Origin of the sequence: Acidiluteibacter ferrifornacis (genome assembly GCF_009909615.1) — a bacterium.
In the GTDB taxonomy this organism is placed as follows: domain Bacteria; phylum Bacteroidota; class Bacteroidia; order Flavobacteriales_E; family Vicingaceae; genus Acidiluteibacter; species Acidiluteibacter ferrifornacis.
In genome coordinates, this window is the sequence record NZ_WWNE01000005.1 from 175,344 (window position 1) to 200,306 (window position 24,963).

25 protein-coding genes are annotated in these 24,963 nt (G+C 35.8%); 5 read left to right on the top strand and 20 right to left on the bottom strand.

Going from position 1 to position 24,963, the window contains the following annotated elements:
* Window positions 1-118: 118 nt before the first annotated feature.
* Complete coding sequence (rimO, locus tag GQN54_RS05090) at window positions 119-1,432, top strand: 30S ribosomal protein S12 methylthiotransferase RimO (RefSeq protein WP_160632435.1); 1,314 nt, start codon at window positions 119-121, stop codon at window positions 1,430-1,432.
* Window positions 1,433-1,440: 8 nt separating this feature from the next.
* Complete coding sequence (bshC, locus tag GQN54_RS05095; protein WP_160632436.1) at window positions 1,441-3,045, top strand: bacillithiol biosynthesis cysteine-adding enzyme BshC; 1,605 nt, start codon at window positions 1,441-1,443, stop codon at window positions 3,043-3,045.
* A gap of 50 nt (window positions 3,046-3,095) precedes the next feature.
* Here bshC and GQN54_RS05100 read toward each other — a convergent pair whose 3' ends face one another.
* Together GQN54_RS05100 and GQN54_RS05105 are read right to left on the bottom strand one after the other, a co-directional pair.
* Complete coding sequence (locus GQN54_RS05100) at window positions 3,096-3,506, bottom strand: DUF5684 domain-containing protein (RefSeq protein ID WP_207554826.1); 411 nt, start codon at window positions 3,504-3,506, stop codon at window positions 3,096-3,098.
* A 124-nt stretch (window positions 3,507-3,630) separates the two neighbouring features.
* On the bottom strand, window positions 3,631-4,485 hold the full coding sequence (locus tag GQN54_RS05105) for a dienelactone hydrolase family protein (protein WP_160632437.1): 855 nt from the start codon (window positions 4,483-4,485) through the stop codon (window positions 3,631-3,633).
* A 203-nt stretch (window positions 4,486-4,688) separates the two neighbouring features.
* On the opposite strand from GQN54_RS05105, the gene GQN54_RS05110 reads away from it, so the two are divergent.
* From GQN54_RS05110 to GQN54_RS05120, 3 genes are read left to right on the top strand one after another with little or no spacing between them, the layout of a single operon-like run.
* Window positions 4,689-5,033: a PadR family transcriptional regulator gene (locus GQN54_RS05110; RefSeq protein WP_207554827.1), complete on the top strand. Its 345-nt coding sequence runs from the start codon at window positions 4,689-4,691 to the stop codon at window positions 5,031-5,033.
* Window positions 5,026-6,144, top strand: a complete 1,119-nt coding sequence (locus tag GQN54_RS05115) for a hypothetical protein (RefSeq protein ID WP_160632439.1) — start codon at window positions 5,026-5,028, stop codon at window positions 6,142-6,144. Before GQN54_RS05110 ends, GQN54_RS05115 begins: the two co-directional genes overlap by 8 nt.
* A gap of 5 nt (window positions 6,145-6,149) precedes the next feature.
* Window positions 6,150-7,805, top strand: a complete 1,656-nt coding sequence (locus GQN54_RS05120; RefSeq protein ID WP_160632440.1) for a serine hydrolase domain-containing protein — start codon at window positions 6,150-6,152, stop codon at window positions 7,803-7,805.
* Window positions 7,806-7,918: 113 nt separating this feature from the next.
* On the opposite strand, the gene miaE is transcribed toward GQN54_RS05120, so the two are convergent.
* From miaE to GQN54_RS05210, 18 genes are all read right to left on the bottom strand, one after another.
* Entirely contained in the window at window positions 7,919-8,500 is a 582-nt protein-coding gene (gene miaE, locus GQN54_RS05125; RefSeq protein WP_160632441.1) for a tRNA-(ms[2]io[6]A)-hydroxylase, read from the bottom strand.
* Between the two features lie 270 nt (window positions 8,501-8,770).
* Complete coding sequence (msrA, locus tag GQN54_RS05130) at window positions 8,771-9,298, bottom strand: peptide-methionine (S)-S-oxide reductase MsrA (protein ID WP_160632442.1); 528 nt, start codon at window positions 9,296-9,298, stop codon at window positions 8,771-8,773.
* Between the two features lies 1 nt (window position 9,299).
* On the bottom strand, window positions 9,300-9,758 hold the full coding sequence (msrB, locus tag GQN54_RS05135; RefSeq protein ID WP_160632443.1) for a peptide-methionine (R)-S-oxide reductase MsrB: 459 nt from the start codon (window positions 9,756-9,758) through the stop codon (window positions 9,300-9,302).
* A 127-nt stretch (window positions 9,759-9,885) separates the two neighbouring features.
* Window positions 9,886-10,206 (bottom strand): thioredoxin, encoded by a 321-nt coding sequence (gene trxA / locus GQN54_RS05140; protein ID WP_160632444.1) that lies wholly within the window; start codon window positions 10,204-10,206, stop codon window positions 9,886-9,888.
* Window positions 10,207-10,280: 74 nt separating this feature from the next.
* Complete coding sequence (locus tag GQN54_RS05145; RefSeq protein ID WP_160632445.1) at window positions 10,281-10,820, bottom strand: carboxymuconolactone decarboxylase family protein; 540 nt, start codon at window positions 10,818-10,820, stop codon at window positions 10,281-10,283.
* A gap of 102 nt (window positions 10,821-10,922) precedes the next feature.
* Entirely contained in the window at window positions 10,923-11,762 is an 840-nt protein-coding gene (locus GQN54_RS05150; protein WP_160632446.1) for a helix-turn-helix domain-containing protein, read from the bottom strand.
* Window positions 11,762-14,278, bottom strand: coding sequence for a YfhO family protein (locus tag GQN54_RS05155; RefSeq protein WP_160632447.1), 2,517 nt, complete (start codon window positions 14,276-14,278; stop codon window positions 11,762-11,764). The genes GQN54_RS05150 and GQN54_RS05155 overlap by 1 nt, the downstream gene beginning before the upstream one ends.
* A gap of 267 nt (window positions 14,279-14,545) precedes the next feature.
* Window positions 14,546-15,997, bottom strand: coding sequence for an FAD-dependent oxidoreductase (locus GQN54_RS05160; RefSeq protein WP_160632448.1), 1,452 nt, complete (start codon window positions 15,995-15,997; stop codon window positions 14,546-14,548).
* A gap of 184 nt (window positions 15,998-16,181) precedes the next feature.
* Window positions 16,182-16,652 carry a GNAT family N-acetyltransferase gene (locus GQN54_RS05165; protein WP_160632449.1) on the bottom strand — a complete coding sequence of 157 codons (471 nt, stop codon included), beginning with the start codon at window positions 16,650-16,652 and terminating at the stop codon, window positions 16,182-16,184.
* A gap of 21 nt (window positions 16,653-16,673) precedes the next feature.
* A complete protein-coding gene (locus GQN54_RS05170) occupies window positions 16,674-17,090 on the bottom strand; it encodes a type II toxin-antitoxin system VapC family toxin (protein WP_160632450.1) in 417 nt (138 codons plus the stop codon).
* Window positions 17,087-17,341 (bottom strand): DUF6364 family protein, encoded by a 255-nt coding sequence (locus tag GQN54_RS05175; protein WP_160632451.1) that lies wholly within the window; start codon window positions 17,339-17,341, stop codon window positions 17,087-17,089. The genes GQN54_RS05170 and GQN54_RS05175 overlap by 4 nt, the downstream gene beginning before the upstream one ends.
* A 153-nt stretch (window positions 17,342-17,494) precedes the next feature.
* Entirely contained in the window at window positions 17,495-17,830 is a 336-nt protein-coding gene (locus GQN54_RS05180; RefSeq protein ID WP_160632452.1) for a n-acetylglutamate synthase, read from the bottom strand.
* Window positions 17,831-18,463: 633 nt separating this feature from the next.
* Entirely contained in the window at window positions 18,464-18,910 is a 447-nt protein-coding gene (locus GQN54_RS05185) for a hypothetical protein (RefSeq protein WP_160632453.1), read from the bottom strand.
* Between the two features lie 240 nt (window positions 18,911-19,150).
* Window positions 19,151-20,017: a hypothetical protein gene (locus tag GQN54_RS05190; RefSeq protein WP_160632454.1), complete on the bottom strand. Its 867-nt coding sequence runs from the start codon at window positions 20,015-20,017 to the stop codon at window positions 19,151-19,153.
* 883 nt (window positions 20,018-20,900) lie between these two features.
* Window positions 20,901-22,202 carry a glycosyltransferase family 39 protein gene (locus GQN54_RS05195; protein ID WP_160632455.1) on the bottom strand — a complete coding sequence of 434 codons (1,302 nt, stop codon included), beginning with the start codon at window positions 22,200-22,202 and terminating at the stop codon, window positions 20,901-20,903.
* Between the two features lie 325 nt (window positions 22,203-22,527).
* A complete protein-coding gene (locus GQN54_RS05200) occupies window positions 22,528-23,130 on the bottom strand; it encodes a DUF2306 domain-containing protein (protein ID WP_235932974.1) in 603 nt (200 codons plus the stop codon).
* 13 nt (window positions 23,131-23,143) lie between these two features.
* Complete coding sequence (locus tag GQN54_RS05205; protein WP_207554829.1) at window positions 23,144-23,830, bottom strand: M15 family metallopeptidase; 687 nt, start codon at window positions 23,828-23,830, stop codon at window positions 23,144-23,146.
* A complete protein-coding gene (locus GQN54_RS05210) occupies window positions 23,793-24,749 on the bottom strand; it encodes a YARHG domain-containing protein (protein WP_160632457.1) in 957 nt (318 codons plus the stop codon). The genes GQN54_RS05205 and GQN54_RS05210 overlap by 38 nt, the downstream gene beginning before the upstream one ends.
* Between the last annotated feature and the right edge of the window lie 214 nt (window positions 24,750-24,963).

Here is a 24,963-nt window from a genome sequence, read left to right on the forward strand (position 1 = left end):
TTAATTATTTCACGCATCTAGCGAAGAAAGTTAAAAGAATACAAAACGATAAGCAGTGAAATTGTGTGGGTCTAGAAGTGTGTGTTTTTCTGTAATTTTGCCGCCTACAATTACATACATGAAAACAAAGACATTAAAGAAAAACAAAGTCAACGTAGTTACACTAGGTTGCTCGAAGAACATATTTGATTCAGAAGTAATGATGAGTCAATTAAAAGCGAACAATTTTGAGGTGGAGCACGAAGCCAAACAAGATGATTCTGAGATTGTGATTATCAATACTTGCGGATTCATCGATAATGCGAAGCAAGAGTCGATTGATACCATCATCAGTTATGTAGATGCTAAAAAAGACGGAAGAGTAGATAAAGTGTATGTAACAGGATGTCTTTCTGAGCGCTACCGTGAGGAGTTGCAAGAGGAAATGCCTGAAGTAGATTCCTTTTTTGGAACTCGTGAGTTGCCTAGATTGCTGAAAACTTTGAAAGCTGATTACAAGCACGAATTGGTTGGAGAACGATTATTAACTACACCAAACCATTACGCTTACTTTAAGATTGCAGAAGGTTGCGATCGTCCTTGTTCATTCTGTGCGATTCCGCTAATGCGTGGAAAGCATGTTTCTACACCAATTGAACAATTGGTAAAGAATGCACAGTCATTGGCTGCGCAAGGGGTAAAAGAGTTGATTTTGATCGCTCAAGATTTGACTTATTACGGATTAGATATATACAAGAAAAGAAATTTAGCAGAATTGCTTCGCAATTTGTCTGATGTAGAAGGAATCGAATGGATCCGTTTGCATTATGCATTCCCTACAGGTTTTCCTGAGGATGTTTTAGAAGTGATGCGTGAGCGTGATAACATCTGTAATTATATTGACATTCCATTGCAACATATTAGTGACTCTGTATTGAAATCTATGCGAAGAGGAACCACTAAAGCAAAAACAACTGCATTGATTGAGAAGTTTAGAAAAGAAGTTCCCAATTTAGCGATTCGTACCACCCTAATTGTTGGATACCCCGGAGAAACGGAGGAAGACTTTGAAGAAATGTTGAAATGGGTTGAAGAAAGTAGATTTGATCGATTAGGTGCGTTTACTTATTCTCATGAGGAGAATACTCATGCTTATAATTTAGTGGATGATGTGCCTCAAAAAGTGAAGGAAGAAAGAGCGGAACGAATCATGGATGTTCAGAGTGGAATCTCTTTTGAACTGAATCAAGAGAAAATCGGCAAAGAGTTCAAAGTGCTTATTGATCGAGTAGAGGGCGACTACTTTATTGGTCGTACAGAGTTTGATTCTCCTGAAGTAGACAATGAGGTTTTAATTCATAAAAAGGATCATTTTGTGAGGGTCGGCGATTTTGTGAATGTAAAAGTGAGAGAAGCCGACCATTTTGACCTTTATGCTGACCCAATTTCATAACAAACACTATGTTGCATCAAACCATTCCTTTTCAGGCTACCGGATATTTTTCACCAATAGTCATTGATTATTTGAATCAATCGGAACGATTAAAACCGTTTTATGGAACTTACCCAAGTATTGAAAATTTTAAAGGAATCATTGATGCTAAAAGTAAGGAACCGATTGATCGTGAGGTTTTAGTAGCCGAGTTAACAGCTCAATATTCAAAATCAAAAATCAAAAAGGCTCCAGAGACATTTGAGAACATTGCTCAATTGGGAGAATCCAATACGTTCACGATAACAACGGGTCATCAGTTGTGTTTGTTCACTGGGCCACTGTATTTTGTGTATAAGATTGTCAGTATTATCAATTTGTGCAAGCAGTTGAAAGCCGCATATCCAGAGCAAAATTTTGTTCCAGTATATTGGATGGCGACTGAAGATCATGATTTTGAAGAGATCAATCACTTTAACTTTAAGAATAAGAAATTACAATGGAATTCAGGGCAGACAGGTGCTGTTGGACGGTTTCATTTAGAAGGAATAGAGGAAGTATTTGTTGAGTTTGAGAAGCTTTTAGGCGATTACAATGAGAATACCACCTTTATTAAAGAATTGTTCAAGAAATCTTATTTTCAACAATCTAATCTAGCGGATGCGACTAGAGTATTGGTGCACGAATTGTTCAAATCAGAAGGATTAGTGATTATTGACGGAGATAGTGCTGCATTGAAGAAATCGATGATTCCTGCTTTTAAAGAAGAATTGTTGAAGGAAGTGTCGTCAGACTGTATAGAGCAGACCAATGAAGAATTGGCGAAGCACTATAAAATTCAAGTAAATCCAAGAGACATCAACTTGTTTTACATCGAAAATGATATTCGTGAGCGAATTGTAAAAACAAAGGAAGGGTATCAAATCAACGATACAGAATTGACTTTTTCGGAAGCTGAAATGTTGAACTTATTGGAAACAAACCCAGAACGGTTTAGCCCAAATGTGGTGTTGAGACCTTTATATCAAGAAACTATATTACCTAATCTAGCCTATATTGGTGGAGGTGGTGAGTTGGCATATTGGTTTCAGTTGAAGTCGGTTTTTGAGAACTTTAAGGTTCAATTCCCTGCATTGATTTTAAGGAATTCTGCAGCAGTTTTAGACAATAAGCAAAGTAAATTATACCAAGAGTTATCCATCAGCTTGACTGAATTATTTACTCCTACAGTAGATTTAGTGAAATTGTTGGTGCAACGAAATGCCAATCACGATTTATCCATAACTGAAGAAAAAGAGTGGATTGAAAAGGCATATGCTTCTTTAATCGACAAAGCTGCTGATTTGGATGAAACGTATATTCCTCATTTCAAAGCACGATTGGCAAAGCACCTGAATGATTTGGACCACAGCAGCAAGAAGTTAATGCGAGCAGAAAAGCGCAAACAAGCTACTTTGGTAGAACGCATTGAGCGTCTGAAGCAGGATTTATTCCCAAATGGTGGATTGCAAGAGCGAAAAGACAACTTTACATCCATCTATTACCATTATGGTCAAGATTTTTTTAGAGCGCTGTATGCCAACTTCAGATTACCATCATCAGATTTTTCAGTTTTTATAGACGATCAGAAATAAAAAAACCGCAACATAAAATGCTGCGGTCTATCTATTTGTTGATTTTTTTATTACTTATTTCCAAAATAGTCTCCTGCTTGATTGCTACCAAATGGCATATACTTCGCACTTCCAAATGCCAATATGGGATAAAAAATATAAGGAAATAACAGTAATCCAAAGGTGTATAATTCATCTTTTCCAAATCGTTTAGCCAATAAGTTGGTCGACCATATGGCAATGATGACATTAGCAACAGGGATAAATAATAAGATAAGCCACCACGAAGGCTTGCCTATGATTTTAAGTAAAATGTAAAAATTGAAGATGGGAATAATACTCGCCCAACCCGGTTGTCCAGCTTTGGTGAAAAGCTTCCAATGTGCGATTACCATTATAAGCCAAATGATCGAACTGATTAAAAAAAATGAAAAGATAAATGCCATTCCAAGGCCTGAGACAACTGCTTCCAATGGATCCATAGTGGTTAATTTATAGTTAATAATCTCAAATATAGTGCATAATACTTGTTGTCTAATTAAAATGAACAAAAAAAAACCGCAGCATATTCCGCGGCGGTCAATTTTTCTTAAAACTTCTATTGCATTACAGCGGATAGTTCTTCTCCAAGAAGGCCTTCATGTCTTCCCAAGATTTTTTATCGGCAGCTTCGTTGTAGGCTATCGGAATACCAAATTTCTTACCTACTTCGGTTGAGTTTTCATTTGTGAAAGCGTGTGTAGCATTCTCGTAATTGATAAAATCATAATTTGCTGAAACGCTATCCATCCCAGCTTTAAATTTGCTCACATCTGCGTCAGAAACGAATTGATCGGATAATCCATGACAAACCAGAACGTCCGTTTCTTTCATTTCTTCTGTTGCATTAAAACCTGCTAAACCTCCGTGGAAAGAAACTACAGCATCTAAAGGAACTCCTAAGTTGGCCGCATTTAAAGAAACTGTACCACCGAAACAATAACCAATCGCAGCCATGCGATCAGGATTTACATTTTCCAAAGAAGCAAACTTCTCGTATCCTGCCATCATTCGAGCTTTCAATAATTCAGGATTGCCGTAAATTTTACCAGATTGTTCAGATGCATCAGTAGGACTTTCAACCGTCAATCCATTTCCATACATATCCACTGTAAAAGCGGCGTAACCCATTTCAGCTAACATTTTAGCACGTTTTTGTGGATATTCATTATTTCCCCACCATTCATGAACCACCATGATTCCCGGCTTCATTTCAGTAGAATTTTCGTCATAATAGTAATAACCTATTAGTGTGTCATTTCCTGATAGGTACTCCATTCTTTCCTGTACAATGTTAGGAGCCTTTTCTAAAACAATAGTGGAATCTGTCGATTCCTTAGAAGCTGTGTCATCAGTTTTTGGCTGTCCACAACCTACAATTATTAATGAGGAGAGTAAGGCAATAGTTATTCTTTTTTTCATTTGTTTATTTTTTATAAAGGTATTGATTGTGGGTGTAACAATTCAAATTACTTCCTGTTTCTAAATTATTTTCTTTTTTATTTGAAAATAATTTTAAAATTAATGAGCTGTAATTAAGTACTTTAAATACTAAATACTCTAATGCATAAGAAAATTAGGTATTAAATTGTTGTATACATAAGATTGTTATGTATATTTGCTCCATGTATTCATCAGAACTAATTAAAGGAACTTTAAAAACCATCGTGTTGAACTTGCTAAAAGAGCAAGGGAGAATGTACGGTTATGAAATTACCCAAAGGGTAAAAGATTTAACAAACGGCAAAATTCAAATTACGGAAGGGGCGCTGTATCCTACTTTGCACTCATTGGAGAAATCAGGTGAGCTGGAAACAGAAAAGGAGTATTTGGGAAAGCGAGTGCGGAAGTACTACACACTCACTGAGCAAGGCCAAACTACTGCAAGCCAAAAAGTAAATGAATTGACCGAATTCATGCAAACCATGAAGTTTTTGTTAGATCTAGACCCCCAATTAGGAAATGCGTAACGTCACCGATGAAGAAGTTATTTTCATTGATCATGATTTAGCAGCACGTGGAATAGTCTTGGAGGAGCTACGAGACAATTTGATCGATCACATTTGCTGTATCATTGAGCATGAAAGTACCATGGAAGAGGACTTTTACAAGTGCTATGAACGCGTATTGCCTCAATTTTTCAAGGAAGAATTGCAGGAAATACAAACAGAGACAGACAATTTACTTCAATTTAAAAACTTTTATACCATGAAAAAAATCATGAATATTTCAGGAATAAGTACCGTGTTTCTTATTCTTGTTGGCGCCATTCTGAAGTCGCTACATTTACCAGGAGCGGCGGTTACATTTCTTTTAGGAGGATTTACTTTCGCGTTTATGTTTCTTCCTATTTTAATCATTATTAAGCTAAAAGACGATGAGTCCACTACAGATAAAGTAGTTTTTAGTTTTGGATTGTTATTGGCAATGGCAATAGCTGTGGGGGTAATCTTCAAAATTATGCATTGGCCTTATGCCAATATGTTGATGTATTCTGGAACTATCATTTTTACCGCACTTTATGTTCCACTTTATTTCTTTACGCGTATCAGACGGCCTGAAATAAAGTTCAATACGATTGTTAATTCTGTATTGATGATTGCATTCGGAGGTATTATGTATTCTCTATTTGACTTAAGTTATAGTAAAAAATATGCCGATCAGATGCAAGAGAACCATTATTACTTGCACGATAATGCAATGTTGTTGTTCGAGACAAATCAGAGTCTGTATGCTGCTATTCCCGCATCCGAGCAAGCTAATCAATTAAAATCAATCACGTCAGAGGTAAATACTAATTTGGAGAAAATGGTGGGAACTCTAGTTAAAAATAAGAGTACTAGTGGACTAAATTCTTCTGTTCCGGAGCTGATGACAGCATTGAATCAATACAATTCTTTTGTTGGTACTTTAAATAACGCTAGTCTTAAGTCTATAGATGATAGTGGATTAAAGGTGATTGAAAGAATTAATACAGAGCTAGCTATGAATATTTTGGCAAGAGTTCAGCAGCAATTGGCTGTCAATGAGAGTGTGTTTTTAGGAAATCAAGTAATTGATAAGCAATTAGTTGCAAATTGATAATTATGAGAAGAAATATTGTTGTAATTATCGCAGCTTTTTGGCCACTTCTAATGGTATCACAAAATACTATAGAACTCAAGATTGACTCGATTTTTAACACTCTCTGCAAAGTGGAAAGTTCTCCAGGTTTTAGTGTCTGTGTTATCAAAGACGGTAAGCCTATATTGAATAGGGGGTATGGATTGTCGAGTTTGGAATATGGAATTAAGAATACAGACTCTTCTGTTTTTGATGTAGCATCTATGGCTAAGCAATTTACTGCAGCTTGTATCTGGGTTTTAGTCAATAAAGGGGATTTGTCTTTGGAGGATGATATTCGAAAATATCTTCCTGAATTGCCCGATTGGGGAGATACAATAAGGATAAGGCATATGCTTAATCATACCAGTGGTCTTAGAAACTACGCCACTATACTTGAGTTATCAGGATTCAATTATGAGGAACACTTTTTTGATAACCAATCTATTTTGGAACTCATGAGAAGACAAAATGGGTTGAACAACGAACCGGGAAAGAAGATGCTGTATGGGAATACACCGTATAATTTGTTGACAATTATCGTAGAACGAATAAGTGGAATGAGTTTTAAGAGTTTTGCGGATCAAAACCTGTTTATTCCGCTTGGGATGAAAAATACAACATATAGAGTGGACAACAACAGTATTGTGAAAAATAGAGCTGAAGGATATGTTTTATCAGAGGAATCGGTTTATAAAAAGTATCCTAGAATTGAGTCATGTTATGGCGCAGGAAGCCTATGGTCTACAGTTGACGATTTAGCCAAATGGGCTCAATTACTTCTGTATCCTGACCAAAATTATCAAAGTTTAGCAGATTTTTTACTCACAACCGTTGATTCAACCAATGCAAGTGCCGTTTCAACATATGCTAGAGGACTTAACCTGGATGATTATAAAGGGTATCAAACCATTCATCATAGCGGAATGACTCGGGGATATCGTTCAAATATGATCACTATTCCTGAAATTGAGCTAGCTGTTATTATTTTGGCAAATTTTGAGGCTGTTAACCCTGTAGAAATCACCTATCAAATTGTTGATTTTTTTGTTCCAAACGTTGAGGAAGAATTAGTAATAACAGAAAAGTACATCCATTCATTATCAGAGTTGCCAAAATATGAAGGAGGCTTTCAAGAGTTAAACAGTTGTTTAAAAATGGAAATTGTTTTGAAAAACGATACTTTGTTTGCTAAAAGCAGCCTTGGTAGGAATGCCGTCCCGTTAAAATCAAAAAGTGCTAATTCTTTTTGTCGTATGGATGATGAAAGTGTTGATTATGTTTTTGACCAATTGAATGAAAGTGATTTGTTGATCTATTTTGGCGGAACTCCATTTTACTTTAAACGTGCGACTTGGGCCAAGCTTTCCGAAATAAATTTGGATAATTACTTAGGAGAGTATTACTCAAAAGAACTAGATGTAACCTACACTATCTATAAAAATGGAGATGAATTATTTTTAGCTTATCCAAGGAATCCCAAAATTAAGCTTATTGCAGGACAGAAAGATGAATTTGGCAATGGTTATAGGACCAATTATTCGTTTTATAGAAATGAAAATGAATTGATTGAAGGGTTTAAGGTAGCCTCGGAAGGTATAGTTAAAGACATTGATTTTAAACTTAAAGTAGGAAATTAATTCCTGCTTTATTCCCAAAGTCCAATGGGGAATTAATGGACTTAAATGCCTTTTGAGCATATTTTGTTAAACAATTGAAAGCTTCCAAGGAGTGTGTCCTTGGAAGCTTTTGTTTATCCATGTATGGTTTCTGATTTACCGTATCGCTGAATCACTTCTGCTTCAAATTCTACCAACTCCTTCCATCGTCTATCTACATCAATGTCTTTTCCGTATTTTCTAGCGAAAGTGATGAAAGTGGTATAGTGACCGGCTTCACTAATCATTAGTTCTCGATAAAATTTCGCTAATTCTTGGTCGCTAATGGTTTCCGATAATAGCCGAAAGCGTTCACAACTTCTTGCTTCTATCATCGCCGAAAATAACAATCGATCAACTAATGCCTGTTGTCGGCTACCACCTTTGTTCATAAACTTATACAATTCATTGACATAGCTGTCTTTGCGCTCTCTACCTAAAGTGTATCCTCGCTTTTTGATGATTTCATGAACCATTTGAAAGTGCTCCAATTCTTCTTGCGCCAAGGCTAATAAGTCGGTTACCAATTCTTCGTGTTCCGAATTGTTGGTGATGATCGTGATTGCATTGGTCGCTGCTTTTTGTTCGCACCAAGCATGATCTGTTAAAATCTCTTCAATGTTTGATTCTACTACATTAACCCATCTTGGATCAGTCACTAATTTCAGGTGAAGCATGTGTGGTTTTTTTTGCAAAAATAAGGATAAAAGCTAATTGTTAATTATCGATTGTTATTGAGTCTGGAGTATGACTAACTTGAATCAATAGTTTGAAAATTTATCTGCAGCAAAGCGGGGGCAGCGCCCTGAAATCTTCGTAGAAAATAGAGTTTTAGTCCGAACAAGGGCCGTAGTCCTGATATTAATTTTTTTAACTACAAAAAAACATCCTGTCTATTGGAATAAACAGGATGTTGAGTTTCTTTTGTTCTATTGGTGTGATCAAAATCAACCTTTCAAATGAGTACTGTACAGCTTTCTGAACTTACTCAGTTTTGGATTAATCACTGCTTGGCAATATCCCGCATCACTGTTATTTTTATAATAATCTTGGTGTTCAGGCTCAGCCCAATAGAAGGGTGCAGATGCGGCCAATTCTGTTACTATTTTAGCATCGTAAACGGTTTGCACTTCCGCAATTGCTTCTTCTGCTATTTGCTTCTCAGCTTCGTCAGCATAAAAAATAATACTTCTATATTGTGTTCCTATATCTGCTCCTTGACGGTCTTTCGTAGTAGGGTCATGCGTGGTTAGGTGAATAATCAACAGGTTTTTTAAACTGATTATTTCATCATCATAATGCACTTCAACTACTTCGGCATGACCTGTTCTGCCAGTACATACTTCTCGATAAGCTGGGTTTTTGATAGCCCCCCCACTGTAACCGCTGTTTACTGCTGATACGCCTTTCAATTCTGAAAATATGGCTTCTGTGCACCAAAAGCATCCTCCTCCAATTATAACCTTTTTTGTCATTTTAAATCTTCTCTTTCTGTTCAACTTTCTTTAATGATAGTGCATTCATGCAAAATCTGAGACCACTAGGAGCAGGCCCATCCGGAAATACGTGTCCGAGGTGAGCATCGCACACATTACAAGTGGTTTCAACTCGAATCATGCCGTGGCTCGTATCTTTAATGTGAGCAATGTGATTGTCTTTAATGGGCTGAGTAAATGATGGCCAACCAGTTCCACTTTCAAACTTTTCTTTGGCATCAAAGAGTAAGGTTCCACAACATTTACAGGCATAAACTCCTGGTTCAAAAAGACTACACAAGTCAGAGCTATTGGCCCTTTCCGTTCCTTTTAGCCGAGTAACATAGTATTCTTCATCTGTCAATAAGGCTTTCCATTCTTCTGGTGCTTTCTCAACTCGTTTTGGTGGAGTTAAGTTGCCATTATTCGCATAGTTGATTACATCTTTCCAAGTCATCATATCTTTCTATTTCCTTCGGGATTATTATCAGTTTTGATCCAAAGTTACTTTCTTCTGTAACAATACTCGCTCGAATTGGTTTATTCATTGCTGATTAATTGGAGCTGTGGAAATATTGGATGTGCTATTAGTTTGCGCTGTATTTATTGATTTTTTCTTGCAGAACCGATTGGGGTTGATTGCCTTGTAGTTGGTCTATCACTTTGCCGTTTTTGATAAAGAATAGAGCCGGAATACTTCTTACTCCAAATTGTTGAGCCAATTCAGGCTGTTGATCTACATTCACTTTGTGAATTTCGAAAATAGCTTCATTTTTAGCAGCTAGTTCTGCAACTACTGGAAGTAAAGCCTGACATGGGCCACACCATTCTGCGTAAAAGTCTAATAAAATTGGTTTGTCTTGGGATAATAAGGTGTTATATTCTTTAACGTTATTGATTTCTTTCATCTTTCTGGAATTTAATTTTTTGTAAAGAAATAGGGAGAGATTGCCCATTTACAAATGCTCTCCCCATTATGGCTTTATATCTTTTCAGCAATTGGAAAGTCAATTGCAAAGTCCGCCAAATTATGAATGTAATTACTGATGATTTTGTCACCAATCAGCACTACTACATCAATCATATTTTCTTCGGTGTAACCAGCATTAAAAAATGCTTCTTTTGCGATTAAATCTACTTTCCCTCTATTGGTCACTACTTTGCTAGTGAATTCTGCCAATGCATTTAATTTGGAGTTGAAGGAAGCATTTCCTTTTCTGATTTCAAGTATTTCATCTTCTGAAAAGCCATTCATTTTACCAATAGCGGTGTGGGCAGATTGGCAATATTCACAACCATTTATTTGGCTTGTCACCAAATTAACGACTTCCTTTTCTTTATTGCTTAAAGTGGTTTTTCTACTTTGTAATGCTAAATAATCACCCAATGCGGTCTCGCTTTTAGCGTAATAGGCATATAGATTAGGAACAAAACCTAAGTTCTTTTCAAGGTTAGTAAATATCGCTTGATTGTTTTCTGATACTTCTGATTTTGTCGGTACTGAAAATGTTGTTACTGTCATCGTTTATATTTTTTAGTGTTATTAAAAATTTACACTGCAAAGTTGCGACGATAGTACTTCCTTCTGTTAGACTAGATTTCATGATGATTTATCAATTTTTCCCTATTTTTTAGATAGTCTGTATTCTGTAGGTGAGCAACCTTCTTGATTTTTAAAGAATCGACTAAAGGATTGGATGTCATTAAATCCCAATTCATCTGAAATGAGAGAAATGTCCTTTTCGGTATAGGACAATAATCGCCTAGCCTCCAACAGAAGCCGTTCTTGGATCAATTGGATAGGAGACTTTAAACCTAGCTTTTTGAAGGTGTTGGAGAGTGTTTTGGGGGATTTAAATAATAACTCGGCGTAATCAGCAACGGTATGTTTGGAACGAAAATGAACTTCTACTAAGTAATTGAATTCCCTTAAAAGGTCGCTTTGTTTAGGGTTGATAGGATGAGTTTTATCTTGATTACTACTTTGCTTGTTGTATATTCTTGTACAGAGTATTAAAGTCCGCTTTAGCATCATTTGTAGCATTTCCAGCTGCAAATCGTCTTTCATTTCAAATTCCAGTGCTGACATTTTCCATGCGGTCTCTAATATTTCAAGCTCCATCTCATCCGGAAACAATATCGGTAATTGAGCAGCGCCATAATATAAAACTCCTTTGCAACCGACCTCACTATCATGATCTATTATGCAAAAGAATGGACGGTTGAATCGCATAAGTTTCACTTCATTTATGCGATGGACAATGAGTTGGTGAAACTGAGTTAAGCAAACGATTTCATTGGCATTAAAATGATACTTTTTCCCGTCGATAATTAATTCATTTTCGCCCTCCGTGAACCAAAGTAGGAGAAGGGTTTCATTTTTTTGTTCCTTTAATAAATGACAGTTATTAGCATTAACTGTATCTAAACTAAAATATTCCCCTGTTTTTCCTATATATTCCATTAGTTCATTTGTTTTTTTGATGCTCTATTTTTCACAAACAACAATAATCCAAAAACAGCGAATCCCAGGATTGATAAAATAATGGAACTATTCCAATAGGGTGGGGTGAATTCCAATTCAATGGTATGATTTCCGGGAGTTAATGGAACCGCCATAAATCCCATATTGGCCAAATAGAGTTTCTCTTCTTTTCCATCCACTTTAATTGTCCAAGAAGGATCATATGGAATGGAAAAAAACAATGCTTTTGCCGAAGTAGTGGTAATGGTTCCTGTGATATGATTGTGAGAGAATTTTGTCATCACCATTGTTTCTGCTCGTCGATTGTTGACATCAGCCAAAATCATCTCAGGGGCATATTCTAGATTAATAGAGGAGGAGTTAAATTTAGACAACCCGTTAAATGCCACTAAATCTTCAGGTGAAAGTGCGATGGCTTTCAATAATGTAATCTGCTTCGCCAGGCTTTGATTGGTTTCGTCTTTTAGTTCTAAAAAGGATGGACTGTCAATCACCTGATCATAAGTAAATCCGAATGGGATAAACAATGGATTTTGTAATATTTTCAAGGCACCAACATCCATATAATCCTTGAACCAGAACCGTTGCGTGTTATTGTCTTTTATAAAAGCATATTTGGTGGAAGTCAATAATAAAAGTAGTGGACGAGTAAATAACCCTCCTGCCCATCGAGTTTGATGCTCGTTTGAAGCATCTATGACATCTAACGCTGCTAAAAAGTTGATGTAGTTTTTCTGATTGAAGGAATGGTATGAAGGTGAAGAAAAATACCCTTGCACTTTTGAATCGTTGTTACTTGCATGTATGGCAGGACCTGACCTAAAGTCAATCTTTTCAACTCGATAAAAGGTGGGGTCAGATTCCTTCAAGAATGCCATCGCGTCTATGGTTTCATCATTATAACCTACTTTTTGAGTAAATTCTAACTTCGACACGGTTTGACGCTTGGAGTTAAAAGTTGCATTTCCAATAAAGCAGGCCTCAATTGCCACTATCACCATGAGTGTATACACAGCTGGTGTTCGAAAGTTTTGGTATTTCATTCCTGCGATTACTAAAGTTTCCAATACCAGGAAGAATAATAGAATATTTTGCAAGTTATGGTCAATCGACACATTTGTCGCGTTATTAAAAGGGATATAAATGAGTAAAGCCACCACTAAGAATGAAGAGAATAAAGTAATCAAATGCACCGATTGCTTTTTATAGATAAAATGGAGTGCATGAATACTCCACATCAATAATCCAAGGGATACAAATAAAGAATACATTCGATAGTAATTTCCTGAAAATAGCCAGATGGCATTGCGGAAAAATGGAAAGAAAAAAGGAATTAGCACCAATACAAGACCAGTGATGTAAATGATTTTTTTACGCCTATCGAGGTGAAAAAGCAATTGAGGTAACAAAATTAAAGTGCTTAGTCCACAATAGAATGCAGGAGCTTCTAAATAATTGTTCCACCCTTTGTAAGCCATTTTGTTCTGTCCATTTAGGACTTCAAATTGAGCACCGAAAAAGAAATCATTGGAGAATAATCGACCTAAACCGGTGAGGAACTCTTTGCTTTCAATTATCGCCCACGGCGAATTGGCCATCAATTGTGCAAAAAAAGCCGATTCTCCCGTTCCTCTCGGGCTGTTGATGACTTGGTCAATCGTACTGACTAGCATGAATGTACTCATCAAAACACCCAAAGCTCCACAACCGATAAGGGTGAGGTATAGCATTCCCAACTGTTTAAAAATAGGCTGATTCTTATTCGATTCTAATGCCCTTAAGGTGCTATATATCAATAAAAATAGAGCGGCTAAGTATAAGTCGAACGGAAAGTTGAAAGCGAACAAGAAAACAGAAAGGGTGAACATCCACCATGATTTGTTTTGAAATAAACGTTCAAATCCCCAAAGCATCAAGGCGATGTATACCCCTTGAGTGGTGAAAATATACCAATTAGAACCTACAATCATAAATCCGCTAAATGCGTAGAGTAAGGCTCCAATTATCGCAGGGAAGTAGTTGATTTTTAAACTTCTTAAATAACAGTAGAACAGCATTCCAGCAGTAAATATTTTTAGTATTTCTACCCATGCAATTCCGAATGCGAGCTTGTCTTTTCCGATTAAATATAGAATCCAATTGAACGGGTCGCCAATGCTTAAAGGGAGTATATTTTGTCCCAATCCCTGACTGAACGACCATTTTGGAATGCCTTCCGTTGCTAGGTAGTTGGCAATATGCACCAATTGAGGATAAAAAACATTGATGGAATCGCTGGCGATGTCTTTAAACAAGAATAAACGGCCTCCAAATATAAAATCCCGAAAAACAAACAGCAGCATAACGAGCAGCAAACTACCCATCAATACCAATGCATTTTTTGGCGTCAAGCTTTCGAAGAAGTCTGGTTGAGGGAGTGTGTTTTTTACTGCAGTTGTCTCTTTTTTAGGTTGCTGCTTTAGTTTTGGCGATTTCTTGGAATTACTTTTAGCCATTTTGTTGTTCAGTTAGCCAGTCCTTTTGGACGAGGCTGTAAAATAGCAAAAAATCTTACTTTCTTGCAAGTGGAGGAGAGCGTTTTGAATTCTCCTCCAACAATACTATTATAAATTGGCGTGTTGTAAATACAAACGTTCACGTTAGAAGTATACATATATGTATAAAAATGAAATAAAAAGAATAGTTATATGTATTCTTTTTGTAATGAAGAAAGATTTTGGGAAGAAGGAATGGTCAGGAAGAATTAGATTCTTATAGATATATTAACTCTTTCCCCCTCGCTTCAAAATACGTCCTCTCGGCTCATTACCTTTGTGTAGCACAATGTCTGAATGTAAGAATGCTGCAGCTTTTGCTGAATCTTTTACTTTAATAGCACTGCGTTTCAACATTTCCGATTCAAAGTTCCTCAACACACTTTTTCTTAGTCCGGTAGTTCGCCAATTGGTATAGGCACCGCATTCTTTTCTGATGTTGCGAGCCAGCTCCAAAGCATCTAACAAGGCTTGATTGGCGCCTTGCCCTTTGAACGGACTCATTGGGTGAGCGGCATCACCGATTAAGGTGACATCTCCTAGCTTTTCCAATATTTTCGGTGTTAGTAATTCACGGTCATACACTGGATAACCCGAAATTTGAGCTTCTTCCGTTGCTGCTAAAATTTCAGGAATAGGAGAGTGCCATTGTGTTCTACGACAAGCTTCTGCTTTCAAAGCTGCAGCTCCTTGCGCACTCAACGCTCTCGCATCTTCCTCTGCCATTGGGAAACTGAGTTGCCACATCACCGTTTCTGCATCATAAGGCATCATGTAGATGCGTTCGTTTCCATTGGCGGTTTGAAACACCGTTGCCGAATCCAATAACGGACTTTCCACCGTTTTTAAATCAGCCAACGAACAAATACCCAAAATCACGATGCAATCGAGGTAACGCAAGGGCGCCTGGTCTTCGCCAATCAATAATCGCCTCACCGAACTGCGTATGCCGTCAGCACCGACTACCAAATCAGCTTTGGTGGTTGTTGTTTTTCCACCCACTTGGAAGGTGAGTTCAGACTTTCCTGCTTCACACTTTTTTAAGTCGACCAATTGATGTCCCCATTGCAGAGAATCATGTCCTCCCAATTGCTCCAACAAAGCCAACCGAAGCGATTGCCTTGCGATGTGTACATTGGTTCGCCTAGGAGACGATTGTGTATCCGATTGCATCCATTTTCGCATTCCCCATTCGCCAATCACATTTCCGTCCGTGGTATGCACCAAATGTCGTGTAGAAACCACGCCATTTTTCAAAGTAGAAATACCCAACCCTTTTATCGCATTGCTCGCTTGTTGAAGTGTCAATCCATACCCTTGAGAGCGCGTATCGAAACTGTCGTCTCGTTCATACAATGTAAATGGAATTTCTCGGTGTAAACAGGCCACTGCGAGGGCTGCGCCACCGATTCCACCACCAATAATGGCCACATGTGGGTAATTTTCTTTGTCGGCTGCAGGAGGTTTTGCTGAAGGAACCAAACCCGAACCTGAACAGGTAGGGCAAGGGTATAAAGTACCTTTTGGACGAACTGGAGCTGTTCCTTGGCGGCCGTTTTTTTCGAATTCATCCAATGCCAATTGGTAGAGGAGACGTAGCTTTTTACGAAGCCTATGCCTTTTCTTTCCACGTCCTTGACAATTTGGACAAAACGACCAGCTGTCCTTTTTGTTTTCCACTCTTTCTACTTTTAACCGCAATATAAGATTATAGCGCGCAAAGTTAAAGACACCTTTTTTAAGTTAAAGGCTGGGCAGCCCTAAAATAAAAACATCCAGATTTAAACAAACTTATTTCAATTTATATTCTAAACTGAATCAACTAAGTTGTTAGTTAGAGTGATAGCTGAATAGTTTTTTGATATTATGTTGCGGGTTGCTGTAATGTTTTGACAAAAAACACATCGTCCACTGAATTATTTACAAAACCATTCGGTAAGTCCTTTTTTGAGATGGACTCAAATCCATTCTTTGCATAGAATTTATGCGCTGCTTTAAATTGACTCATGGTTCCTAAATAAATGTGACTGATGCCCGCAGAGCTGCACCAATCATACACTTTTGTGAGTAGCAATTGAGCTGTACCCAACTCTTTTCCTCTAAATTCTTTCTTCACAAACATGCTTTTCAAAACTGCGCAATCGGCATCGAATTGAATCACTTTTATGGTTCCTACTATTTCCGTGTGGTGTTTCGCTATCCAATAATTATCTATGGATGGATCAGTTGGTTGATTGGGATTGAAAATAGAAATTTCGAACTCAGAGTCAATTGCTCGCATCATTTCATTCACTTCCAATTGATGCACTTTTTCGAAAGGGTGAATGGTGATCATAGTGGTGGGTGTAAAGAATATTTATGCCAATGTTTCAATGAATTGCTTAGCAGTCATTGTTGGGATTATTGAATTTTTAAAATCTTTTAGATTTCGTGTAATAATTACTTCTTGTTGATTTTCAACGGCGGTAAAATATTGAAGCCCACCTTCAAAATCTGTAAATGTATCATCATTCAATGCCAATCCAACCACTTTATCATCCAATGGTAAAATTTCTAGAATCAACTTTAACTTTCTTAAAATTGACTTAGTTTTACTTGAATCCATTTGTCTAAGCAGTGTGTAGCTCGTGTTTGCGATGGTTAATGATGAAATGGATAATTCAACCTGCTTTTTATCTGCAAGGGAGAATAGTATAGCAGCTTCTTCGAAAAAAGGTTCTCTACGTGATAATAGATCAATCACGATATTAGTATCGACAAATAGCTTTTTCATTTGTATTTTTTTTCTAAATAATCGCGATAATCTTTCTTGTAATCAAAGTCATTAGGTAAATCTATTACGCCACTTAAACTTTCTACTAGAGGAGTAATAGAACTTTTTTCTTCTCCCTTTTCTTTTTGTTGAGTAATGCTATCTAGGTAAAATTCGATCATTTTAGATAGACTAATTTTATGATTACGAGCATATTCTTTAGCTCGTTCGATTACATTTTCATTTAGTCTTAATGTCAACTTAGTTTCCATATGTGCCTGTATTAATTACGTACAAATATAATTAAATTATACGTCAAAATAAATTGTCAAATAATATTTGATTCCTCTGAGTTTTAAAAAGTTTATGAAATGCTAGGTTTATAAGTTAGTTCAAATTTAGTTTCTTTCCTTCAGATCAAATAACTACACCTCTTCAATAATGGACTGTCCTCTGGAACAATCACCTGAAGTCCATTCCCATGTTTCGTGCAATCGAATTTTGCCATTGGGCATGATTTCGGGAGTAGAAAAACAAATCCCCGTCATTAACTCACCCTTTTGATTGATTTGATGGTAACGCATTTCTATGTTGCCGTTTTCATCCACTAACCCGATTAAATGACCTTTCACAATATGCCCGCCTTTGTACTCGGAGGTCAAAATATTGCCAGTTTGTTGATACTCAAAGGTAGTTTCTTCAGAGGTTTCTCCATTGGCTGAATTTTGAACTGGTCTAAATGTCTTGTTGTGGTAGTTCATGGGTTGTTTAGTTGTGGGTTTTTCTTTTGAGTGGACGGAAAGTAAGAGTCAGTGGAGTTTTTTTATTCTTCAATATATTTATTAACGTCTTTTTGAAGTAAGTAAATTGAGAATGTGAAGTAGAACAGGTGGAAGAACCTAAAAATATAGTCTCTTGATTTTGTGAATCCTCCATAGTATTCATTATCCTTATTTTCTAAATCTATCATGTTTCTACTTACAATACCATTACAAGTAAACCAAATTCCAAAAAAGTTAAGGGGACTGTTAGATGAGCAAACTCAGGGATTTCTATACCGTAAATAAAAAGTCCGATTGGTATAATAAAAATAACGAATATATAACCTATTAATATTGAAGAAAGATAATTGAAGAATTTGCTATCTCTTCCATTTGCTTCAATGGCATACAGACCAATATGTCTTAACCAAATAACGAACATTGGCAGAAAAAGTTCATAACTCCATAAGGCCTTGTTTGGATTAAGGCTTATAATTTTCTTGGTGAATTTGCTTTTTCTGAAATCGCTCATTTGGTTGCAATGTAACGTTTTGACTATGGCAAGTAGGGCAGTAGAAAGCAATAAACTTTCATCCCGATAGTTAACGGGATTGCATTGAGCCAAATCGTTTTTTATTTTTTTCTTTTATTATTAATTCCTAATAGTGGACTGGATAATAGCGAGAACTTTGAGTTTTTAATTTCAAAAACCAAGGTTCCACTGAAATCCACTGGTTTTTCTCTTTGGGTTGCGACAGTCCAAGTCAATTGTGATTGTAAGAATTCATTTATACCACAGTCAATTGTATCTCTTTTGAAAGTCTGAATTATGTAATCGAAGTCTTCGCCCTCGCAATTAAGCTTGAATTGAATTATAACTTTATCTCCATCTGTAATTTCACAGTCGTCAATGGAAAAGTTTGAGTTTAATAAATCGTCAATTAAAATGAGTTCAGGAGTTGATTTTGGCATTACCTCTGTGACTGTGAAAATCTCCCCGTTTTTACCAAAACATAACTCTTGACTTAATAGTGATTGGTAAGAAATCAATGTCAAGAAAATAGATATTAATGATTTCATGTTATTATTATGTTTGCTAACGTTTTGACTATGGCAAGTGCGTGTTAAAACCTACTTCAATTTCTATTTGCAAAGTCAGTAGCCAATTGCCAAGGCGATTGGCTAATTTACTTTTTATAAGCCAATTCGCCGAAGGTGAATTGGCGAGCAAGTAGAGAGGAAGTGTCGGTTTTCTAAGGAGCAGCATTTGCTATAGTTGGTGTTAGCAAAAGTTTTTACTTTTAGTTATCATAAAGTATATTAACTTAATTGACCTTCATCTATTCCTCCAAATTGATTAAAGTATTCACCTCGATAAACGATAGATGCGAATGGATTACATTCTGAATTTCCTTCTAGATGGCATTGGTAGCAAACACTATATAGTCTGTAGTCAAAATAATTTTCTTTGCATGAATAGCACAATAATCGATTTGCTCTGTCCATCGTTGCAGCACAAGTTTTACAAAAGGTTACAGCATTAACAAGGTCATAATATGTTTCACTATGTTCCATTGAAATTACCAATGCTAATTTTCCTAAATCTTGCTCCCATGAATTCCAAAGCTTCTGCTTTAAGTCATAATATCTTTGATTACTGGCTTTGATATTTAACCTTTCTCTGACGTCGTCTTCATTTGGTCTCATTTGAAGGTCAGGTATATATTCAATAGTTTCTGGTTCATTAAACTCGCTCCAACAACCTGAACACCTATATTTTGGCTTCATTGTTTTTCTGACCGATATGCTTTGTTTTAAGCAATTGGGACAGACTTCTCTTATTTCAACATGTTTTTTTAGATATTTTTTATATTCTTCATCTGTTATTGTAGGTTGTGAGAAATTAATATCTTCTTTTGAACAATGTTGCTCAAATTTTTGCTCGAATAGAGTATTTCGGATATCTTTAAATTTTGGAGGTTGGACAAGATGTTGCACATACATTGGTTTGTACGCTTTATTTATGCCACATTGCTCACAATTTGATTTTATAAATTGCTCTCTTTTCTTTTTCCATTCTTTTGAGTGCCATGGTTTCGGCAATCTTTTTAAAAGTTCAAAAGCTTCCGAGTAATCAATTTTGTCACTTAATAAATCTTCTTTTATTTTAACTCTATTTGCGTCCATTTGAGAGAATAAAAAGTTTGATTTCTAATTTTTGCTAACACCAGGCTATGTTTTGTTAGAAGTACCTTATAAATTTTCTCTTAATCAACTAGGTTACTTCTAATGAAATATAGACGATGTTGTGTTATCGTATTTTTTATTAGCCTATTTTTCTGTTCAGTCTTACACTCTATAGGAGAATAAAAATACTTTAAATTTATATAAATAACTTAATTCCTCTATTTAAAGTAAGATACGATCCTCCGTCTATAATTTTTACTTTATTAATCCGTTTGAGAGGATTATCAATCTGCTATTTTATCTCTTTTTTATGAATTATAAAGATCATATGGTTTGTCAAAAAGAGGGTAGCTTGTCCATTAATCAGAACGTCAATAATAGGGCTGATTTTGAAGTTTGTCGACTTAAAAACTTGACTTTGTCATTTTTAAAGCCGAACTTCACTTTAAGTCTTTGGACGATATCACTCGTCAGAAAGTAAAACTTTCCACGGTAACACCGCAAGACTTAATTGAGTGATGACCTTCGTCATCTCTTTAAATCAGTCCTTTTATTGATCCCCTTCTCAAGCTAAAAATCTAGCAGATTTCTAACTCTAAAATTATCTATGGAACACAACAAGTGAATATGACGCACTTTGTGCGTCATATACCTATTTTAAAATGTTAATTTTTTATTTTAATAAAACTACTAATTGCTTTGAAATCAAATATAAAATCATTTATTAGTCGTTTGTTGTCGTTTCCACCAAGGCGGACGCATAAAAACGGATAAATGTTCAGCATCAAATTCGTAGTTAGTTTTTTCCAACCCCGAAGATAAGCCAAAAAGCCAAATAATCCACAGTCCGTTGAAAAATAAAGTGTTAAATGTTTAATGCGTTTTACTTTGTTGGAGCTTCTAACAATTCAATGTAAGATTTCCAATCCCACTCACTTTTGCTATAAAAACATCCATCATAAGAATAAATCATTTTCAAATTGAATGCAGTGCATACAATGACCAGAACTGTAAAAGAGATCCTCTTTATTTTGTTTAGTTTACCAATTTTATTGAATAAGTATGCCATTGGAAGTGAGAAAATTGCTAGATATTCAACATAGCTTCTACCACCGAAAGAACATCCAAAATTCCATGACCACCAAGATGAAAAAACATAAGAAATGAGTAAAAAAAGAATGAGTACTAAAAGACCATTCTTTTTTTTGTTTTTAGCCATAACTAGCATGGAAGCAATGATTAAAAAGTAAAATGGGGAGTATAGAAATAAACCATTGTCGGGAGAAAACCAAGATTTTAAGAACTGAGGATTTAACCAATTGAAGCCTTCATTTCCGTAGGAGTAAGTTAAAACTGAACCTTTAGTGTATTGCCAATAAATTAATTGTGGTAGAATAATACAGAATGCTGTTAGAACCATAGGAACTAGTCGCTTGGGATGGACCAATCTCTTAACTCTAAGTAAAATCTCCTTAATATTAGTATGGTCTAGAAAAAGGAAGGCCACTAAAAATAGTAGGTTAGTTGGTCGAATTAAAATGATTAACCCCACCAAAAAACCAAATATAATACTCTCATCTACTTTAGGATGTTTTAAATAATTGGTCTTTTGGATAAAGTATAGAAAAATACAGAATAGAGAAAAGGAGTATACATGTGACATTCCAGTGTCGTCTATTGCATAGTAATACAGATTGGTAGCAAAAAAAATGGACAATACGGTAAAGAGCGAAATTAGACGGCTAAAACGAACAATGAGAAACTGATAAAGAAACAGTAACCCTAATGTCAAGTAAAAGATGGCAGCAACATTGATACTCCAATGGTAAATAGGAGAGAAACCACTTTTTTCATGATCAAAGGCAGTTGCAGAAATGTTTGCGAGACAGAAAAAAGGTAATTGCATTAAGGCCACACCGTAGGTGTATTTTGTGATAACTTTTCCACTCGAAGGGTCTAGTTGAAAGCCATTTCCTGTTTTAGAATCAATTGAGTCTGGAAAGTTATTAGCATCGAAATCATAGAGTATGGCAGCAGGCAAATACACGTAATAACCGGCTTTGTCTGCCCATATTTCGCTGTGATAATTATAATATCCTGATTTGCTGTGTTTATTGAACGTCAAGAACAGAAGGACACCTATGAAACATATTATTACTAAGGCGTATACTTTTTTAACTTTCATATTTGTATGGAATGTTTGGAGTGAAGTAAGTGATAATACTTTCTATAGAATGGCCTGGCCTTGAAGCATTGGTTAATGGACTTTTAATGGTCTACAAAGAAATGATTAACGTCGTTTTGCAGCATAAAAATAGAGAATGTGAAATGGATAATTGAGAGAAACTAAAAACATAGTCACTTAATTTTGAAAATACTCTTTTATATTCATTCAAAACTTGCAGAAAAGTAAGGCGAAGTGCCTTGTATTTAATACGGCTTGTATCAGCTTTGTTTTTAATCCAATTTTGGGCTTGAGCAGCGATTACTAGTGTTCTAGTCAGTTATTTTTATTTTCTGAATCTAATTATAAGTTCAGCAATACCTATGTTTACTATCCATCCTAACCATGAAACTATCTGATAAGTATCCATTGGTGGTAGGGCAAAAGTGCCCACGATAATCCATTTGAACAATCTCAAACTTATAGCAGATAAGGTGAGAGCATAGCTGCGATAGATAAAGTTTTTGTGAAAAGTCCATTTTTTTGTTTGAGCATATTTATAAGCCATTAAAGAAAAGTAAATCCATAGAATAGATAGAAGACAAAAAGATGTTTGTGAATAGATTCCTCCATTAGCATGATAGCCCATCACAAGTCCAGAGGGTCCTGCAAGGATTACGATAATTCCAATATAGAATTTTCCAATGCTTCGATGCAGTTTTGGATACTTTATACGAATTGTACTTGAGAACTGGAAAAAGCCAAGTAGCAGAGTGAAAATACTTGTATAAACATGTGTGAAGAATGCAAGCTGATAATATGGTAGTTTAATTTCATTTTGTTTTATACCTAAGAAAGCCGTATTAAAATCAATAGGGATATATTGTATTGTAATCAAGATCATTAAATAGCTGAAATAGCCTAATAGGGCGTATATCAATAATTTCAATATGCCTTTCCGATTAATTACAACCCCAAACATAATCATCTAGGTCATAATCAACATGGGTATAGCTATAATGCCACCATTCAAATGGATAAAAGGTGAAACCCGCTTCTGCCATAATACCTTTCAGTAGAATCCTATTGTAAATAGCCAAAGAGTCTAAGTTTTTAAATGAGTGGTGAGACCTTTCAGAAAAATCATCAAAGTTTCCACCAAAATCTAGGATATTACCTAACGAATCAGTCAATGCTATATCAACAGCTAAACCTTTGTTATGCATAGAGCCTCCTTTTTTGGGTTCTGCTACATATCTAGGGTCTTCTACAATATCAAACATTTTTTGTTGATAGACTGCCGGGCGATAACAGTCAAACAAGAGTAGTCCTAGCCCTTTGGTTTTTGCTATACTATTTGCTTTTAGTAATGCTTTGGCTGCTTCAGGTCTTAGAAAGCAACGAGCACAAGGGTATATTCTTTGGCCAATAAAATTGCTTGAATCTGCATAGGCCATACTTTCAAAGATACCATCGTTTTTGAAAATTATTTCTGTCCATAACCTATCGTTAAAATCCAAAATTTGATTAACAAATATTGAGTCTGGCTCGTTTAGCATTAGTGAATCTGTTGCTGATGATTCAGGGGAGGTAGAACAACTTATGAGTAGACTAACCCCTGCCGAAATAATCATAATACTCTTTAGCATTTTTCTCATATCTTAATAGAAGTTGAATATTCTTTTTTTCAATTTCTGTTAAATCTTGCTTTATATCTGCATGAACTGGGATGTACCAATCTTGAGCATCAAAGAATACTCGTAAAGGCCTGCTTTTAAATGAATAACCATGACGTGCATAAATTGTATTTCTTATTACTACTAAATCACTATTTGTTAAGTTTTCTACGTCTTCTTTTGTGAGCTCTTTATTGGAAGCGTTTATCTCGTAAATTTTTTCAGTAGAAGATGCATATTCTCTTTTAACCCATTCATAAACTTGTTCATCTGGAGTTCCTTCATCATATACTTCAATTTGAGTCCCATAGTCTATGAATTTATCCCAATTTCCATATCTTCCGGCTCTTTCCAACATAATGTCGGGGTTATATACATATGACATTTGGTTTAATATATATTCTCGTTTAGGAATTTCAATACTTTGATATGCTTCCCAAACTCCAATCAAATGACCATCTACAATCTCAAAAGTAAATTCTCCATCGTATTTGTCATCCCCTGGTTCTTTAACAATGTATTTTCTCCCTTCATCAGTTGTTTTATGTTTACCATAAAAAGGTCGGTGGTTGCCTGCTACAACACTGTGTCCGATGATAGAGTCTCCTAGAATTGTATCAATTGAAATACTAATTTTATTTCTTCTTCCCCAATATAATCCTTCATCTGCAGCAATGTACTTGCCTTGTAGGTCAACCTCTTTATGAGGATTGAAGTATCCTACCCAATAATTATTTGTCGATGTATTTACGTTTTCAGATTTTGTTTCGTTAATTACTGAATCAATGGCGGTCCCATCTTCCACTATTATTTCAGCATCATTATTTTTAATAACATTATTACATCCAAACATGGAAATAATGGAGAGAAGTATTGTAATAGTTTTAAGCATCCTTCTTAATATTTAAATTGCCCACAACGTTTAGTATATGGCAAGTTGGGCAGTAGAAAGCGATAAACTTTCGAGTTTGCTCTGGGCCAAATGGTTGTATTTTGTTTTTATTTTATTCATTCTTAAAAGCCAAATCAACGATTTGGCGGTGTTGGTAAATAGCACTGAACTTTCGGAAACCACTAAACGCCATATTTGCTAGATACCGTGTTAC